Consider the following 17,465-nt stretch of genomic DNA (forward strand, 5'->3'; position numbering starts at 1 on the left):
TAAACCAAACTTAAATTTCATGACTTTTGACGAATAAAAAAAACGCCACAGCATCAGCCATGGCGTTTCTTATCTGAGGTTAGTCTTTATTTATAACTATGATGCTAGTGTAATAAATAAACCTGCAATTGTTGCTGACATTAGGTTAGATAATGTACCTGCCGCAACAGCCTTCATACCAAAGCGAGCGATTTCAGCACGACGCGTTGGAGCTAGACCACCTAAACCACCCAGTAGAATTGCTACTGAAGATAGGTTTGCGAAACCACACAATGCAAATGAGATGATAGCTTTAGTCTTATCAGACATTTCAGCACCAGTTTGTGCTACTAACATGCCGCCATCAGCTACATCTTTTAGGTAAGGGGCAAAGTTTAGGTAAGCAACGAATTCGTTAACAACAATCTTCTGACCGATGAATGAACCAGCAACTTGTGCTTCACCCCATGGCACACCAATAAGGAATGCAAGTGGTGAGAATACGTAACCTAGAATCAGTTCTAGTGTTAGTTCAGGCATACCGAACCAACCACCGATACCACCAAGCATACCGTTAATTAGTGCAATTAGACCGATGAATGCAAGTAACATTGCGCCTACGTTTAGCGCTAGTTGCATACCAGATGATGCACCTGCTGCTGCTGCATCAATAATGTTAGCGGGTTTTTCTTCACTTTCATCTTCATCGTTACCCGCAATCTGCTCAATAGGCTGCTCAGTTTCAGGCTTAATGATTTTAGCAAACAGTAAACCACCAGGGGCTGCCATAAATGAAGCGGCAATCAAGTATTCTAGAGGCACACCCATTTGTGCGTAACCTGCAAGTACACCACCAGCTACTGACGCCAAACCACCACACATTACCGCAAACAGCTCAGACTGAGTCATCTTAGGTACGAACGGACGAATAACCAATGGTGCTTCCGTTTGACCTACAAAAATATTAGCTGTTGCAGACATTGATTCTGCATGAGAAGTGCCAAGAACTTTACGTAAACCGCCACCTAGTACATTGATAACAATTTGCATAACGCCGATGTAGTACAACACACTGATAAGTGCAGAGAAGAAGACGATAACAGGCAGTACGCGTAATGCGAAGACAAAACCACCACCGCCAAATAATTCAAACATCTTGTTTGATGTTAAGCCACCAAATAAGAAGTTAATACCGTCATTACCATAACCAATAACGTTAGCTACTGCTTGCGACATGCCATACAGCACATCACGGCCTACAGGCACATAAAGAACAAAGGCACCTAAAAGAAATTGGATAGCAAATGCACCACCAACAGTACGTAAGTTGATCGCTTTACGGTTATCAGATAGAAGTACGGCAAGTAATAGCAGTACCACCATCCCAACTAGGCTCATTAGCAGGCTCATGATTTATGGAATCCTATAGTTAAGTTTTGGCGTATTGACAGTTAGGCTCTTTTATAGAGTCGGCGCATTATACTCATGGAGTTCCTGATGATGTAATGCAAAGATCACAGTTTATGAGGAAATTTGATGTACCATAATCAGCTATTGTGACTCGTATCACATAACCCTTATTTAAAGAGCCTTGCGATCAACGCAAACGTTTGGCTTTGGCAGCAAAATCACACCTTTATTTGAAATAATTCAGTACATGTTAAGGTTGTTGCTTGTGCTATTTGTGCATAGGTGTCACCTCTTATATCCGCCAATGTTGTAACAATATCGACTAAACGCTCAGGTCGATTTGGCTGACCTTGATAGCCTGACACTGGCATATCAGGGGCATCTGTCTCTAATAACAGTGCTGATAATGGTAATTTCGCTATAGTAGCGCGGGTTTTTTGAGCGCGACTATAAGTAATAGTACCACCAACCCCAATTTTGATACCGAGATCAACAAGCTGCGTTGCCTGTTGGTAACTGCCACTAAATCCGTGATAAACACCGCCCATTTTAGGTGGCTGCTGACGCAATAATGTAACCAATTCAGCAAAGGCTTTACGGCAATGTAGTATCACAGGTAAATCATGCTCATTGGCTAATTGAAGTTGCGCTTGTAACCATTGTAATTGTTGGTCTCGATTAACGTTCGCCACAGCAAAATCTAACCCACACTCTCCCACTGCCACACACTGCTCATCATTCTTGGCGCTAGTGAGCAGACACGCTAATTCAGCCACCACATTTGCTGTATGTTGATGACTAAAAAAAGGGTGAATACCTAATCCATAATATAAGCCTGAAAATTGCTGACATAGGGTTGCAACCGTGTGCCAATTACTGCTACCGACCGTTGGAATAACCAACGCTTTCACTCCCGCTTGCTGTGCTTGTGTCCATGCTTGAGCGGGATCGGCTGCAAATGGTGCAAAGTCAAAATGACAATGGCTATCTATCACAACCGGTTGTTTGGTGGTTACTGCCATAATTTGAGTCTCTATATTAAGAAGGTGATGCATATTATGCCGTGAATTAACCATCAAACGGGTCATTATTTACCTTTGTGAGTAATTCTCGCTGCGGCTAGATTGAGTATAAGGATAAAATCAGCGACAATAGTGAATAACGCACTCCATTCAAAAAGAACATGCTAATGTCGCAAACACTGTTTCAAGGCGAAGTATCGAAACGTCGTACTTTCGCTATTATCTCCCACCCCGATGCGGGTAAAACCACCATTACTGAAAAAGTATTGTTGTTCGGAAACGCGATCCAAAAAGCGGGCACCGTAAAAGGTCGTGGCTCTAACCAGCATGCAAAATCTGACTGGATGGAGATGGAAAAAGAACGTGGTATCTCGGTAACTACATCAGTGATGCAGTTTCCTTACAATGCTTGTTTAGTTAACTTACTTGATACTCCTGGACACGAAGACTTCTCAGAAGATACTTACCGTACCCTAACTGCGGTTGACTCTTGTCTAATGGTTATCGATGCCGCGAAAGGTGTCGAAGATCGTACTCGTAAGTTAATGGAAGTAACCCGTCTACGTGACACTCCTATTGTTACCTTCATGAACAAATTGGACCGTGAAACACGTGATCCAATGGAATTGCTTGATGAGGTTGAAGTTGAATTAGGTATGGCATGTGCGCCAATTTCATGGCCGATTGGTTGTGGTAAAGAATTCAAAGGTGTTTACCATATTCACCGTGATGAAACGATTCTTTATAGCACAGGTCAAGGCCACACTATTCAAGAACAACGTATCATCAAAGGGTTAGAGAATCCTGAGCTAGACGTTGAAATTGGTAGCGACCTTGCGGCTAACTTACGTGAAGAACTAGAGTTAGTTATTGGCGCATCAAATGAATTTGATCGTGAACTCTTTTTAGCCGGTGAACTAACACCCGTATTCTTTGGTACTGCACTGGGTAACTTTGGTGTTGACCATATGCTTGACGGCTTAACTGAATGGGCTCCAGCACCATTACCTCGCCAAGCCAATACCCGTGAAGTTGAAGCAACGGAAGAGAAATTCTCAGGCTTTGTGTTTAAAATCCAAGCAAATATGGATCCTAAACACCGTGACCGTATTGCATTTATGCGTATTGTGTCAGGTACTTACGACCAAGGTATGAAGATGAACCATGTTCGTACTGGTAAAAACGTCAGCATTTCTGATGCCGTAACCTTTATGGCGGGTGACCGTTCACGTGCTGAAGTCGCTTATGCGGGTGACATTATTGGTTTACACAACCACGGTACGATTCAAATCGGTGATACCTTTACTCAAGGTGAAGATTTGAAGTTTGCTGGTATTCCAAACTTTGCCCCTGAACTTTTCCGTCGTATTCGTCTAAAAGATCCACTAAAGCAAAAGCAATTGCTAAAAGGCTTAGTACAACTTTCAGAAGAAGGTGCGGTGCAGGTATTCCGTCCGCTACAAAACAACGATCTTATCGTTGGTGCGGTTGGTGTACTTCAGTTTGATGTGGTTGTGGCACGTCTTAAAGCTGAATACAACGTTGAAGCGATTTATGAAGGCGTTAACGTAGCAACTGCACGTTGGGTTGAATGTGATGACGCGAAGAAACTTGAAGAATTCAAGCGTAAGAACCAATCTCACCTAGCACTCGATGGCGGTGATAACTTATCTTACATCGCACCAACCATGGTTAACCTAAACCTTGCTAAAGAACGTTTCCCTGAAGGTGATTTCCGCGCCACTCGCGAACACTAATCCCCTCACAGGTTACTAATACCAAAAAGGCCGTATTCATCTGGATACGGCCTTTTTATTGGTCTTTATTTATAGGTACTTTATAAGTAAATCAGCCAAAAGGCATAAACATATACGCCATGATCAACGCATCTTCACGACCATCAACCGCAGGATAATAACCAACACGACGATTGGTTTCATTAAATCCGGTTGCTTCATAAAGCTTATACGCACCAATGTTACTCTCACGTACTTCAAGCCAAATTTCTTCCGCTTGTTTTGCTTCTAACGCATCAATAAAACCATTAAGTAATAACTTACCGTAGCCTTTACGTTGCTGAGCTGGATCAATGGCAATATTCAATAAAGTACCTTCACCTGCGACAACTTGGCCAAAGCAATACCCAACCACTTGCTCATCAACCACTAATACATAGTTGGCCGCAATTCGGTTAGGCTCTTTGCGAATCATTGATTCTGCCCACGGAAAGGTATTCGCTGCTTGTTCTATACGCCAAACATCATCGGTATGGTGTGCTTCTAATGGAATAATTTTATGAGTCATAACTACAAATCTGTTGCCATAATGCTTTCTTAGATGAAGGATCATTATGCATAAGTTTTAATGAGGCCGAATTCAGAACCTGACAACCCGTCGGGTATGTCCCTTGGCAACCCGCAAACCAACACCACGTTAAATGATGCGCTGCGATTTGATCAAGTGCCGATAGCGGCAAGGATAATGCTTGCTCTGGCGTCAATTTCATACTTGATAAAATACGTCCAAACAACCAAGCATCATGCTCATTCAATTCCTCAGCCGAAATAAAAAGCAGCTTACACTCAGCGGGCAGATTGATCACAGGTAGCACTTGGTTAGGAAAAAGCTCAGGCTTTCGCACTTGCCAATAAGTGATCCCCATTTCCTGTAACACCTGAATATCGCGTTGCTTCATACCCTACCTGCTATGGAATATAAATGGAGGCTGATCCTAGCAAATCCGCACTGCTTTGTACTCATAAACTATCATCTTCTGTCTCTAATGGTTTAAAAACAACAATGCCGACATAATGTCGGCATTGATTATTATTATTCAGCCATTATCAGCATGACATTTTAGTCATGGTAACGTTGTGCTAATGCATCAGCAGCAACCATTGCTTGGTAGACGCGGTCAGCATTGACCTTAACCGCCATATTACACATAGTGTCACCTTCAGCGCAGGCAATCTCAGCCACTTGACGCCATTCAGATTCCACCATTTCTTCAATACCGAAATCAGCTAAAGTTAATGGTAAACCAGCTGTTTTCATTACATAAATAACGTTTTCAATTTCTTCAGCATCGGCTTTTTCAAGCACTAATTGAGTTAGCAAACCAAACGCTACTTTCTCACCATGCTGAATATGGTGTAATTGTGGTAATGAAGACATACCGTTACTAACAGCGTGCGCAGCCGCTAAACCACCAGATTCAGCACCGATACCACTGAGGTAAATCGTTGCTTCAACCATTTCTTCTAATGCTGGAGTCACCACATGGCGACGCGCGGCATCCATTGCCATTTCTACGTTTTCAACAATCAACTCATAGCACATAAGCGCCATGCCAAGACCGGTACGTGATACGCGTTTTTGTACTAGGTTTAAACCGTCAGCATAACAACATGCACGAGCTTCAAAGAAGGTTGCTAGCGCATCACCAATACCTGCGGCAAAGAACTTAGTTGGCGCTGCTGCAATAATACCGGTATCAGCAATAACAGCATCTGGGTTTTGAGGTAGGAATAAGTAACGGTCAAATTCACCGTCATCTTTATATACCACAGATAACGCAGTACAAGGTGCATCTGTTGACGCAATAGTTGGGAAAATAATAACGGGAATGTGAGCAAAATGCGCAACCGCTTTAGCCACATCCATGGTTTTACCACCACCAATACCCACAACTACATTTGCGCCAAGGTGTTTTACGATCTCATGGATACGACCAATTTCAGTATCAGTACATTCATATTGAAATTGTTCTGCATGAGCAGTAATGTCCGCTTGTTGTAACGCTGGTAGTGCTTCTTCTTTAACTTTATTAAGAATAAATTCATCACAAATCAATACAGCATTATTACCAAAATCTTTAATAAAACCGCCAAGTTGTGGCAATAGGTTTTGACCAATAATGAATTTTTTTGGTGAGGTAATACTACGAGGGATCATGAATGTCATTCCTTAATGATTTATTATTAGCAATAAAATACCACCACCAAATATTAAGCTAAATGACAAATAAAGAGTTCTTACTTCTCAATATTAACCTTATTGCAGTGCAATATTAATAGGTTATTAATGGATATAAAAAAACCACGCTCCTCCTCGCAGATAGTAATAAAACTATCGTATTAAAAGGAAGAGCGTGGCTTATTAGTTACTGCCGAAAAGTCAGTACTTCATTTATTATGCTAAAGCATTAAACTCTTCGCAGTATTCAACCAATCCTTGATGTTGCTGTACACTACCCGGCGCAATTTCTAATACCATAAAGGCAGCTTCTGTTCCTGGCCAACGGCAAGTTAAACCATGTGGTAAAGCTGCTTCATAGCCAGCACGATGGTAATAATTAGGATCACCTAATACCACCACCGCAGGATAATCAAAATCAGCTAATGTTGCTTGCGCTTCTGCTAATAATGCTAAGCCAACCCCTTGATTACGATGGTCTTGATGAATAGATAAAGGTGCAAGCCCTTGCCAATTTGTTTCTTGTCCTGCCACCGTTACTGGGCTAAAAAAAGCATGCCCAATCACTTCACCTTCGTCAGTACAAGCGACTAATGATAAGGTTCGGCAACCATTTTCACGCAAGCGCATCACTAAGTTCGCTTCGGCATCAGTATCAAACACTGATTTTAATAATGCATCGATCAATAAAATATCAGCGGGTGCTTCAGATCTAATGAGCATGTGTAACCTCTTTATCAATCACGTTAGCCTGCATTCCCTGATGAATAAAATCAGCTGATTGCTGTAACACAAATTTCACGGCAGAAGGCAAAGAATCAAGATCAATACTGTCCATCAAGTTCTTCACTTCCAAACCCAATTCAGTATCACCTTCAATACGAAGGCGACGTTGGAAAAACAGTGTATCAGGATCTTCTTTACGTGCTGCAATTAACACTAAGTCATTACACTCGCCACTAAAGCTCACATCATGGTGTTCACAGTGTTCCGTTACTACCAATGCTTCATCTTGATAACTAATGAACCACTGTAATCCTAAATCACGCACTTCAACTTTTAACCAGCGATCCTCCAGAAATTCAAAATCGCCATCGGCCAATGCTTCTTTGAAAACCATCGCAAGGCTATCTAACATGATCTTTTTTTGAATAGAGAAAGGTGTCAATTTTGCAGGGACACGTAATAATGCCGGACCATGTTGAACCAATTGTTTTCTAAGTTGAGCAATCACTATTTGTATTCCCGTTTAAAGTCGAACGCTAAAAATGAATTGTATGGCAATCTTAACCATTTGTTTTATGCCTTAAGTCAAAAAAAAGCAATTGCCTCACTAAAACAAGTCATTATTTTGTTAATAAGCGTTATATTTACGCCTACTAACATTTACACTAGTTATCAATTAATCGCACCTTATTATTAACATTCAACTCATAGAGCCAAGGATTAAACATTGATGCAGATAGAGCAACTTGACTATTGGTTTCCTCTTTTAACAAATAATAGTCCTTTCCTGTTTGCGATTATTGACGATCAACACTGTTACCATCGAGTGAATAATCGTTATAGTGATATTAGTGGTAAATCACAGCATCAATTAATTGGCAGTAACGACACAGATACCCTTGGTCACTATTATTACCAATGTTTAAAACCGTATTATGAGCGAGCATTTAATGGTGAAGTTATTGAAGCGGAAGTGACCATCAATGACACGCCACATCACACCTGTTTACATATCAGTCTGGCGCCTTTGACAAATACCTCAGGTAAAATCAGTCATATTATTTCGCATTCAATTGATACCTCAGAACGTCATATTTTAATTCATTCATTACAAGAATCTGAGCATCAATTAATCCAACTTCAAAACCTAATGACCGATGGAATCTGCATTGTAGAAAAAAATATCATCAAAAATGCCAATCAACATGCTGTCGATCTATTAGGTATGACATCTAAGCCTGCTTTAGTTGGACAACAACTTGAGCACTTATTGTTAGATAATAACCACCAACCTTGCCACAGTAAAAAATTTATCTCAGCATTCCAGGATACTAATCAGCATTATTATGCCATTAATAATATTGAGCGTGCGCCATTAACCATCACAACGATACCAATAACCATCCTCGGTGAGTCAGCGTTATTGATCAAACTAACACCTGTATTCTGTACCAATGATCAACAACATAAAATAGAACAACTTACTCAACTTGATCCATTAACAGGGCTCTATAATCGCTATGGTTTTAGTCGCCAGCTAGAGCAATTAATGAAAGCTAATACACCGCTGTTCATGCTCTATATAGACATTGATAACTTTAAAAATATTAATGATTCATTAGGCCACCATATCGGTGACAAAGTATTACAAGAAATAGCTCAACGACTGCAGCAACTGTTACCTGAAGATGCCATTATTGGTCATCTAAGTGGTGATGAGTTTGCGGTTATATTGACTAACCCAGAACATGAAAACAGTGGTGAAATGATCGCAGAGCAGATTATTGCACTGGTTAATTTACCGTTTGATCTACGTTATTTCAGTAAGCACCTTTCGTGCTCAATCGGCATGGTCAAATCACCTGGTAATGGCCATGATGCTCGAATGATGCTGCAAAATGCCGACACCGCCATGTATGAAGCAAAAAATCGTGGTCGTAATCGACTCGTCATTTTTAGTGAGGCGATGAGCAAAGAAGCAAGAATGCGCTTATGGCTTGAAATAGAACTTCAAAAAGCATTGCAAAATAATGGCTTAGAAGTGTGGTATCAACCTAAAGTCAATGCCAAAAACTTTGAGATTGACGGTGCGGAAGCATTAGTACGCTGGAAACACCCCGTTGAAGGTTATATTAGCCCGGCACAATTTATTCCCATTGCAGAACGGGCAGGATTGATCGAACAACTTGGTCGTGTTGTTATGCGAGAAGTATTTACCACAGTTAATCACTGGAAAAAACAACAGTTACTAAAAGGTCGCGTCGCGATAAACCTGTCATCACAACAGTTTGAGAATCCGAATCTCATTAGTTTTGTTGATAAATTACGCCAATCAACTGGGATCAATGCTGATGATTTTACCTTTGAACTCACCGAAAGTACGGTAATGAGTGATGGCGAGCATACCATCCAAATGCTAAATGCAATTAAGCAACAAGGGTTTGCGTTATCTATTGATGATTTTGGTACTGGCTATTCATCATTGTCTTATTTAGCGCGCTTTCCCCTTGATGAACTTAAAATTGATCGCGCGTTTATTAAAGATATCGACACCATCCCTAAACAAATAATCCTAATTGAAAATATCATTAATATTGGTAAATCACTTAATATGAGTGTTGTCGCTGAAGGCATTGAAACCCATCAACAAGCCACCTTACTTTCAAACCTAAATTGTGATTATATTCAAGGGTTTCATTTTCATCGCCCAATGCCAAAGCAAGAATTAGAAAGCTTATTATTAAAAGAAAAAATTTATCTCAACGGTTGATATAAGTCTAAAAACACTATTATTTAGTAACAATTTTATTGTTTAATATCAACAAAACCTGCCTCGCATCAAGATCTATAGGCCTAAACACTTCTACTATGAAGCTATCGTTTTTACGCAAAGATTGGATAATTAAATAACATGGAGCTTCTTTGCCCTGCTGGTAATCTTCCAGCATTAAAAACCGCCATTGATAATGGTGCGGATGCGGTTTATATCGGTTTTAAAGACGATACTAACGCCCGCCACTTTGCTGGTTTAAACTTCACTGAGCGCAAACTAGAAAAAGCAGTGCAGTATGTTAAAGATCATGATCGTAAATTGCATGTTGCTTTAAATACCTTTGCTCATCCTGATGGCTTTAATCGTTGGGCAAAAGCGGTTGATAATGCGGCGGCAATGGGTGTTGATGCGCTGATTGTGGCTGACATTGGCGTACTTGAATATGCCGCAACAACTTACCCTGATTTAGAATTACACCTCTCTGTTCAAGCATCAGCGACTAACACTGCCGCGATTGATTACTATAAACAGAATTTCAATATTAAACGCGTGGTACTGCCGCGAGTGTTGTCCATGCATCAGGTAAAGCAATTAGCCCGTAATACTGATATGCAGTTAGAGGTATTTGCATTTGGTAGCTTATGTATTATGTCAGAAGGTCGCTGTTATTTATCTTCATACATGACAGGTGAATCGCCAAATACTGTTGGGGCTTGTTCACCCGCAAAGTATGTACGCTGGCAAGAAACGCCTCAAGGGTTAGAATCGCGCTTAAATGAAATCTTAATTGATCGCTATGCCCAAGGCGAAAACGCAGGCTATCCAACCCTATGCAAAGGCCGTTTTGATATTAATATCGATGGTGAACAAAAGCGTTATCATGCGCTTGAAGAGCCAACCAGCCTTAACACACTTGATATTTTGCCTGAGTTATTTAAAGCCAATATCGCCTCAGTCAAAATTGAAGGTCGTCAACGTAGCCCTGCATATGTTGAACAAGTGACACGTACTTGGCGCGCGGCGATTGATCACTATTTAGCTAATCCTGAAGGCTACAGTGTTAATCCAGCATGGAATGCATGTTTAGGTAATCTGTCAGAAGGCAAACAAACAACATTAGGTGCATACCACCGTAAATGGCAATAAGGGATCATTATGAAATATTCACTTGGGCCATTACTCTATTTTTGGCCTCAGCATGATGTTGAAACCTTCTATCAACAAGCTAAGCATAGCAACGTTGATATTATTTATTTAGGGGAAACAGTATGCTCTAAGCGTCGCGCACTTAAAGCGGCACAATGGATTGATATTGCAAAAGATCTTGCCACCAATGGTAAGCAAGTCGTGCTATCAACCATGGCATTGCTAGAAGCCCCTAGCGAAGTTAACATCATGAAAAAATATATCGATAATGGCGACTTTATTGTAGAAGCTAACGATGTATCTGCTATTCAGTTAGCTTCACAAAACAAAGTTCCGTTTGTGGTTGGACCCGCCGTTAATTGCTATAACGCCCAAACGCTACAACTGTTTGTTAAACAAGGCATGACTCGCTGGTGTATGCCGGTAGAACTGTCTCGTGATTGGTTAAGTAATACGCTAACCGAATGTGAAAAACTGGGGATCCGCCAACAATTTGAAACTGAGGTCTTTAGTTATGGCTATCTACCATTAGCTTATTCTGCCCGCTGCTTTACTGCTCGTGCTGAAAATAAAGCCAAAGATGATTGCGAAACTTGCTGTATTAAATACCCGCAAGGGATCACAGTTAATAGCCAAGAAGATCAAAAAATCTTTACGCTTAATGGTATTCAAACTCAATCGGGTTACTGTTATAACTTGATTAATGATTTGAAAGGTATGAAAGACATGGTCGATGTGGTGCGATTAAGCCCAATGGGGTTAGACACGCTGACATTGATTGATGACTTCCGTGCTAATGAACAAGGCACGATTCGTCACCCACTTGCGGATGGGCATCAATGTAATGGCTATTGGCATAATCTAGCCGGATTGGATATTAGCTAAAGGTTCGAGGTTCGAGGTTCGAGGTTCGAGGTTCGAGGTTCGAGGTTCGAGGTTCGAGGTTCGAAAAGAATAAAAAATAGCCGCTGATGATAGCGGCTATTTTTATCGACATTATTTCACTGATACACTTGGCGAAGAAGACGCCGCGGCTGCATTTTCTTCTGCTGTAAAAATACGATTTAGTTCTAATATAGAGAATCGATGTTCAACAAATTCATACACATTTCCCGCTAAAGCAAGCTTATATAACATCACCGCCGTTGGATAATCTTGTTTATTTTGATAGGTCTGTGCTAAATAAAAATACCCTTCCGTCAGTCGCAGTGCTAATTGTTGATTATCTTTACTCTGCTCGGCAATCTCGGTTAAGAACTGCTCTTCAGTGATCTCACCAAGATACATTCTAACGATCTGCCAACCCCAATCTTTTTTATCACTGACCGCATAACGTTGTTGAAGTAAGGTTCTAGCTTGCTCTGGCGTATATTTCAAATCATTAATGTATAACCAAATAACACGGTAAGGATCATTTATATTAAGCAGGTAATGAGGCAATAAATCTTCATTTGCAAGTGTATAACGTTCGCCATAATAAAGCGCTATACCACGATTTCGGTGAGCGTAAGGATGCTCAGGGGCTAAATCTAACGTTGAATCAAACGATTCATAAGCAGAATCAAACATGCCCATTTGAGTAAAAATCACCCCAGCTACATTAAATAAATCCGGCTGGTTTGGATTAATCGTGAGTGACTTATTAAAATCAAGTCGCGCCAAATCACGTAGACCTAAACTGTCATGCAACAAACCACGATCATAATAAATAGTGGCTAGTGTTGTTGGCGGAATATTGGGTTGTTGTAATATTTGTTCAATCCGTACCAACTGAATCTGTTGTTGAAAATTAGCTTGATAAGGGACAGCCATCGGAGGCTGAGTCCATTGGGTTGGTGCTGTTGAACATCCACTGATAACCAGTGCAGTAGCAATTACAGCATATCGAATATGACGTATTATCAACTCAGTTCTCCCTGTGACATTAATGACGATCCAGCGTCTATGACAATATTTAGATCAAAAAAAGGGGCTATTAAGCCCCTTTATATCATGATATTAGCAAAACGCTTAGCCTTGTGGCTGTTCGTCTTGTGCAGGAGCTGCGGCTGGCGCTTCTACTGCTTCTTTCATGCTTAGACGGATACGGCCTTGACGGTCGATTTCAAGTACTTTAACTTGAACTTCTTGACCCATCTGTAGGTAATCAGACACTTTCTCTACACGATCTTGTGAGATTTGAGAGATGTGAACTAGACCTTCTTTAGTACCGATAACTGATACAAACGCACCGAAATCAACGATACGCATTACTTTACCAGTGTAAACACGGCCAACTTCAACATCAGCTGTGATTTCTTCGATACGACGGATTGCTTCTTGTGCAGCAGTACCTTCAGTCGCCGCAATCTTCACTGTACCATCATCTTCGATTTCGATAGTAGTACCAGTTTCTTCAGTAAGTGCACGAATAACTGCACCACCTTTACCGATAACATCTTTGATCTTCTCAGGGTTGATCTTCATCATGTGAATGCGAGGAGCAAACTGAGAGATATCTTCACGAGGAGCATTGATTGCATTATCCATTACGCTAAGGATGTGCTTACGCGCGCCTTTAGCTTGGTTAAGTGCAATTTCCATGATCTCTTTAGTGATACCTTCGATCTTGATATCCATCTGAAGTGCTGTGATACCGTCGTCAGTACCCGCAACTTTAAAGTCCATGTCACCTAGGTGATCTTCGTCACCAAGGATGTCAGAAAGAACAACGAAATCATCGCCTTCTTTCACAAGACCCATTGCGATACCCGCAACAGATGATTTGATTGGCACACCAGCATCCATAAGTGCTAGTGAAGTACCACATACAGAAGCCATTGAAGATGAACCGTTAGATTCAGTGATTTCTGATACTACACGTACTGTGTATGGGAATTCGTCAACAGATGGCATTACTGCAGCAATACCACGCTTCGCCAACTTACCGTGACCAATTTCACGACGCTTAGGCGAACCAACGAAACCAGTTTCACCTACACAGTATGGAGGGAAGTTGTAGTGAAGAAGGAAGTGATCTTTCTTCTCACCCATGATGCTATCAATGATTTGTGCATCACGTTGTGTACCAAGCGTTGCCGTAACAAGTGCTTGTGTTTCACCACGAGTAAATAGTGAAGAACCGTGCGTACGTGGAAGTACACCAGTACGTACGTCTAGCGCACGAACCATGTCTTTTTCACGACCATCGATACGTGGAAGACCAGCAATGATGCGGCCACGTACAACTGTCTTCTCTAGATCGTGGAAGATAGTGTGGATTTCTTTTGCGTTTGCATCAACATCTTCAGCAAGAATCGCGTCGTTTACTTCAGCAGCAATCTCGTGGATGCGATCGTAACGCGCCATTTTTTCAGTGATTTGGTAAGCTTCAACCAGCTTAGCTTCAGCTAACTCAGCGATCTTAGTTTTAAGCGCTGTGTTCTCAGCAGGTGCAGCCCAATCCCAAGCAGGAGTTGCAACTTCAGCAGCAAACTCATTGATTGCATTGATAACAACTTGTTGTTGATCGTGACCGAAAACAACTGCTTGTAGCATTTGCTCTTCAGATAGACGATCAGCTTCTGATTCAACCATTAGCACTGCGTCTTTAGTACCAGCAACAACAAGATCTAGACGGCTTGCTTCTAGCTCTTCATTGCTTGGGTTAAGAACGAATTGATCGTTAATGTAACCAACACGTGCCGCACCGATAGGACCATTGAATGGAATACCAGAAATAGCAAGTGCTGCAGAAGTACCAATCATTGTAACCATATCAGGGTTAACAGCAGGGTTTACAGAAACTACTGTTGCAATAACTTGTACTTCGTTTTTGAAATCGTCAGGGAATAGCGGACGGATTGGACGGTCGATTAGACGTGCAGTCAGTGTTTCGCCTTCAGAAGGACGGCCTTCACGCTTGAAGAAACCACCAGGGATTTTACCTGCAGCGTAAGTACGCTCTTGGTAGTTTACTGTTAGCGGGAAGAAGTCTTGGCCTTCTACTGCTGTTTTCTTACCAACAACAGAAACGAACACTGAAGTGTCGTCCATGCTAACCATTACTGCAGCAGTCGCTTGACGTGCTATAACACCAGTCTCTAGAGTAACCGTGTGGTTACCGTACTGGAAAGTCTTTACGATAGGATTCACGTGAATTTCCTTAAATATATTCCGCTTTCTATTTGCAGGTCAATTATAACCAACACAAACATAAGCGTCATGTAATGATGTCCACTTTTGTAATGATTTACGTATCGCGACTAATGAAAGTTCTCATAATCAAGAAAAACTTTTATTAGCCGCGACCTGAAGGTCGAGGAAAACGACTCGCAAAGTCATAACAAGTGGAAATAGGCAGTTATTTACTCGGCACCCATCATATCTCTGCGAAAGCATTCATACAACAAACTTGAGCTTAACTCCGGTACAGATAGTAGACGAAATTATGAAAGATGACAGGGGGACGTATAAATAATAGCGGTATCTATAATAAAAAGAGCAGATAAAAAGAAAGGAGCCTAGGGCTCCTTTCTTAAAGCAATCTTAGCGACGTAGGCCTAGACGCTTGATCAAGTCTTGGTAACGATCTAGGTTTTTACCTTTAAGGTAATCTAGAAGCTTACGACGACGAGAAACCATGCGTAGTAAACCGCGACGGCTGTGGTGGTCATGCTTGTGGTTAGCAAAGTGACCTTGAAGGTGGTTGATTTGCGCTGTTAAAAGTGCAACCTGAACTTCAGGAGAACCAGTATCATTTTCACATTGTGCGTAATCTGCAACGATTGCTGCTTTAGTTTCTGCATTCAGAGACATAACTCATTCCTAATACAAGATGTTTTAATTTGTGCCGCCAATCTCTGATTCAGCCGACACCCAAGCCGCGGATTATACTGATCAGCGGAACTAACTACAAGCGAATAATTAACCAGTTTTATTTTTAATCTCAAGCAACTCATACACAATAATCATGATGATTTCGTGTGCATAATAACGAGCGATCGGCTGGTATCATTATTGTTCTTGTTCGTTTGCCATTACTCGTTTTGGTGCCAACATGCCTTTTGCATCAATGGTACCAACACCAATAAACTCAGCAGTATCCCCAACGGTAATACGCACTAAAGTGCCTTCAGCGGGAACAACCTCGGCAGCAACAGGATTACCATGTAGTACATGCACAGCCGCTTCTGCTGTAATATTTACTGCTGGTAAATCTTGTACCGCAGTATCAGTTGGCAATAATAATGCATCTAATACTGTACCGGGTTCAATTTCATCCGCTATAGCTTGGTCAAGCATCGCCTGTAGCTGCTCAATCGTTACCATACGCTCATAAGGAAAGTTAGATACGCCAGTACGACGTAAGTAAGTCACATGAGCGCCACAACCTAGCATTTCACCAAGATCATCAACAATAGTACGAATGTATGTGCCTTTTGACACATGCAGTTCCATTTCAACTTCGTTGTTATCAAAGCGCAGTAACTCAACTGAATACACAGTAATCTTACGCGATTCACGAGGAATAGAAATTCCTTCACGCGCGTATTCATATAATTTACGGCCTTGATACTTTAATGCTGAGTACATCGATGGAATTTGATCAGTCGTGCCACGAAAGCTATCAATACAAGCTTCAAGTTGATCGCGTTCAACATTTACAGCGCGGGTTTCAACCACTTCACCATCAGAATCAGAGGTATCAGTACGCTCGCCTAATTTAGCAACCACACGATAACGCTTATCTGAATCTAATAAAAATTGTGAAAACTTGGTCGCTTCACCAAAACAAAGCGGTAACATGCCCGTCGCTAAAGGATCAAGCGCACCAGTATGGCCCGCTTTTTGTGCAAAAAAGATACGTTTCACTTTTTGCAGGGTATCGTTAGAACTAATGCCTGTTGGTTTATCAACCAAGATCACACCGTTAATTGGACGACCTTTACGACGACGTGCCATGTTTACTCCTCGCCTTTTTCTGCTTCGTCTTCATCACCACGACGATCTTCATCGTCACGTACCGCTTTAGATACTAGGTTTGAAATACGCATACCTTCAGTTAACGACTGATCGAAAATGAAGTTAAGTTCAGGTGTCACACGTAGGCGAATCTCTTTACCTAGTAGTGAACGGATGTAAGGTGCCATTTCACGTAATGCTTCTAAACTACCTTCAGCAGTTTGCTCACCAATTGGGAAAAACGTTACATAAATTTTGGCGTAGTTCATATCACGCGATACATCAACACTTGAAATAGTAGTCATTGCAATCGCAGGATCTTTGATCTCACGCTGTAAAATTACAGCCAATTCTTTTTGTAGCTGTTGCGCTACACGTTGGGTACGGCTAAATTCTTTTGCCATTTTCTTGCTCTCTCTAAGAATAATGCTCTTGAAAGAATGGGGAGCCGAAGCTCCCCATTATCATTATCATGTTGAAAAACAACTATC

At 41.3% G+C, this 17,465-nt stretch carries 16 protein-coding genes; 4 read left to right on the top strand and 12 right to left on the bottom strand.

The genetic code is table 11. The annotated features are described in order from the left end of the window. Positions 1-96 precede the first annotated feature (96 nt). Both ACJZU6_RS13490 and ACJZU6_RS13495 read right to left on the bottom strand, forming a co-directional pair. Complete coding sequence (locus tag ACJZU6_RS13490) at positions 97-1,389, bottom strand: NupC/NupG family nucleoside CNT transporter (protein WP_080158438.1); 1,293 nt, start codon at positions 1,387-1,389, stop codon at positions 97-99. A gap of 218 nt (positions 1,390-1,607) precedes the next feature. Next, positions 1,608-2,477, bottom strand: a complete 870-nt coding sequence (locus ACJZU6_RS13495) for a TatD family hydrolase (protein ID WP_235865961.1) — start codon at positions 2,475-2,477, stop codon at positions 1,608-1,610. 101 nt (positions 2,478-2,578) lie between these two features. Between ACJZU6_RS13495 and prfC the strand changes: the two genes are divergently transcribed. Further along, positions 2,579-4,168: a peptide chain release factor 3 gene (prfC, locus tag ACJZU6_RS13500; RefSeq protein WP_408900429.1), complete on the top strand. Its 1,590-nt coding sequence runs from the start codon at positions 2,579-2,581 to the stop codon at positions 4,166-4,168. A gap of 91 nt (positions 4,169-4,259) precedes the next feature. Here the strand turns inward: prfC and rimI are convergent, their stop codons facing one another. The 5 genes from rimI to ACJZU6_RS13525 all read right to left on the bottom strand — a co-directional run bounded on the left by rimI (position 4,260) and on the right by ACJZU6_RS13525 (position 7,620). Then, positions 4,260-4,715 carry a ribosomal protein S18-alanine N-acetyltransferase gene (gene rimI / locus ACJZU6_RS13505; RefSeq protein ID WP_080158440.1) on the bottom strand — a complete coding sequence of 152 codons (456 nt, stop codon included), beginning with the start codon at positions 4,713-4,715 and terminating at the stop codon, positions 4,260-4,262. After that, a complete protein-coding gene (locus ACJZU6_RS13510) occupies positions 4,705-5,106 on the bottom strand; it encodes a DNA polymerase III subunit psi (protein ID WP_107276696.1) in 402 nt (133 codons plus the stop codon). Before ACJZU6_RS13510 ends, rimI begins: the two co-directional genes overlap by 11 nt. A gap of 161 nt (positions 5,107-5,267) precedes the next feature. After that, on the bottom strand, positions 5,268-6,365 hold the full coding sequence (locus tag ACJZU6_RS13515) for a glycerol dehydrogenase (protein WP_080158442.1): 1,098 nt from the start codon (positions 6,363-6,365) through the stop codon (positions 5,268-5,270). Between the two features lie 237 nt (positions 6,366-6,602). Continuing rightward, the gene (locus ACJZU6_RS13520; RefSeq protein WP_080158443.1) at positions 6,603-7,109 is read right to left on the bottom strand and encodes a GNAT family N-acetyltransferase; all 507 of its coding nucleotides are present in this window, start codon (positions 7,107-7,109) and stop codon (positions 6,603-6,605) included. Continuing rightward, positions 7,099-7,620, bottom strand: a complete 522-nt coding sequence (locus ACJZU6_RS13525; RefSeq protein ID WP_080158444.1) for an SCP2 domain-containing protein — start codon at positions 7,618-7,620, stop codon at positions 7,099-7,101. Before ACJZU6_RS13525 ends, ACJZU6_RS13520 begins: the two co-directional genes overlap by 11 nt. 222 nt (positions 7,621-7,842) lie before the next feature. Here ACJZU6_RS13525 and ACJZU6_RS13530 point away from each other — a divergent pair, with 222 nt between their 5' ends. The 3 genes from ACJZU6_RS13530 to ACJZU6_RS13540 all read left to right on the top strand — a co-directional run bounded on the left by ACJZU6_RS13530 (position 7,843) and on the right by ACJZU6_RS13540 (position 11,916). Continuing rightward, positions 7,843-9,882 carry an EAL domain-containing protein gene (locus ACJZU6_RS13530; RefSeq protein WP_080158445.1) on the top strand — a complete coding sequence of 680 codons (2,040 nt, stop codon included), beginning with the start codon at positions 7,843-7,845 and terminating at the stop codon, positions 9,880-9,882. 141 nt (positions 9,883-10,023) lie between these two features. Beyond that, positions 10,024-11,031, top strand: a complete 1,008-nt coding sequence (locus ACJZU6_RS13535) for a peptidase U32 family protein (protein WP_080158446.1) — start codon at positions 10,024-10,026, stop codon at positions 11,029-11,031. Positions 11,032-11,040: 9 nt separating this feature from the next. Beyond that, positions 11,041-11,916: a U32 family peptidase gene (locus tag ACJZU6_RS13540; RefSeq protein WP_408900430.1), complete on the top strand. Its 876-nt coding sequence runs from the start codon at positions 11,041-11,043 to the stop codon at positions 11,914-11,916. A gap of 111 nt (positions 11,917-12,027) precedes the next feature. Here the strand turns inward: ACJZU6_RS13540 and nlpI are convergent, their stop codons facing one another. The 5 genes from nlpI to rbfA form a co-directional block, all read right to left on the bottom strand. Further along, positions 12,028-12,936, bottom strand: coding sequence for a lipoprotein NlpI (gene nlpI / locus ACJZU6_RS13545; protein ID WP_408900431.1), 909 nt, complete (start codon positions 12,934-12,936; stop codon positions 12,028-12,030). 105 nt (positions 12,937-13,041) lie between these two features. Continuing rightward, positions 13,042-15,165 (bottom strand): polyribonucleotide nucleotidyltransferase, encoded by a 2,124-nt coding sequence (gene pnp, locus ACJZU6_RS13550; protein ID WP_408900432.1) that lies wholly within the window; start codon positions 15,163-15,165, stop codon positions 13,042-13,044. Between the two features lie 393 nt (positions 15,166-15,558). Beyond that, positions 15,559-15,828 (bottom strand): 30S ribosomal protein S15, encoded by a 270-nt coding sequence (gene rpsO / locus ACJZU6_RS13555; RefSeq protein ID WP_006646210.1) that lies wholly within the window; start codon positions 15,826-15,828, stop codon positions 15,559-15,561. Positions 15,829-16,026: 198 nt separating this feature from the next. Next, positions 16,027-16,974 carry a tRNA pseudouridine(55) synthase TruB gene (gene truB / locus ACJZU6_RS13560; RefSeq protein ID WP_080158449.1) on the bottom strand — a complete coding sequence of 316 codons (948 nt, stop codon included), beginning with the start codon at positions 16,972-16,974 and terminating at the stop codon, positions 16,027-16,029. 2 nt (positions 16,975-16,976) lie between these two features. Then, complete coding sequence (rbfA, locus tag ACJZU6_RS13565) at positions 16,977-17,378, bottom strand: 30S ribosome-binding factor RbfA (RefSeq protein ID WP_080158450.1); 402 nt, start codon at positions 17,376-17,378, stop codon at positions 16,977-16,979. Between the last annotated feature and the right edge of the window lie 87 nt (positions 17,379-17,465).

The sequence above is a fragment of the Photobacterium piscicola genome (genome assembly GCF_046058925.1).
Lineage (GTDB): Bacteria > Pseudomonadota > Gammaproteobacteria > Enterobacterales > Vibrionaceae > Photobacterium > Photobacterium piscicola.

Excerpts from the sequence above, each read along its gene's own strand:
- ACJZU6_RS13510 (WP_107276696.1), bottom strand. The coding sequence starts at position 5,106 with ATGAAGCAACGCGATATTCAGGTGTTACAGGAAATGGGGATCACTTAT.
- ACJZU6_RS13520 (WP_080158443.1), bottom strand. The coding sequence starts at position 7,109 with ATGCTCATTAGATCTGAAGCACCCGCTGATATTTTATTGATCGATGCA.
- rimI (WP_080158440.1), bottom strand. The coding sequence starts at position 4,715 with ATGACTCATAAAATTATTCCATTAGAAGCACACCATACCGATGATGTT.
- ACJZU6_RS13490 (WP_080158438.1), bottom strand. The coding sequence starts at position 1,389 with ATGAGCCTGCTAATGAGCCTAGTTGGGATGGTGGTACTGCTATTACTT.
- ACJZU6_RS13540 (WP_408900430.1), top strand. The coding sequence starts at position 11,041 with ATGAAATATTCACTTGGGCCATTACTCTATTTTTGGCCTCAGCATGAT.
- ACJZU6_RS13495 (WP_235865961.1), bottom strand. The coding sequence starts at position 2,477 with ATGACCCGTTTGATGGTTAATTCACGGCATAATATGCATCACCTTCTT.
- rbfA (WP_080158450.1), bottom strand. The coding sequence starts at position 17,378 with ATGGCAAAAGAATTTAGCCGTACCCAACGTGTAGCGCAACAGCTACAA.
- truB (WP_080158449.1), bottom strand. The coding sequence starts at position 16,974 with ATGGCACGTCGTCGTAAAGGTCGTCCAATTAACGGTGTGATCTTGGTT.
- rpsO (WP_006646210.1), bottom strand. The coding sequence starts at position 15,828 with ATGTCTCTGAATGCAGAAACTAAAGCAGCAATCGTTGCAGATTACGCA.
- ACJZU6_RS13515 (WP_080158442.1), bottom strand. The coding sequence starts at position 6,365 with ATGATCCCTCGTAGTATTACCTCACCAAAAAAATTCATTATTGGTCAA.
- ACJZU6_RS13535 (WP_080158446.1), top strand. The coding sequence starts at position 10,024 with ATGGAGCTTCTTTGCCCTGCTGGTAATCTTCCAGCATTAAAAACCGCC.
- ACJZU6_RS13530 (WP_080158445.1), top strand. The coding sequence starts at position 7,843 with ATGCAGATAGAGCAACTTGACTATTGGTTTCCTCTTTTAACAAATAAT.
- prfC (WP_408900429.1), top strand. The coding sequence starts at position 2,579 with ATGTCGCAAACACTGTTTCAAGGCGAAGTATCGAAACGTCGTACTTTC.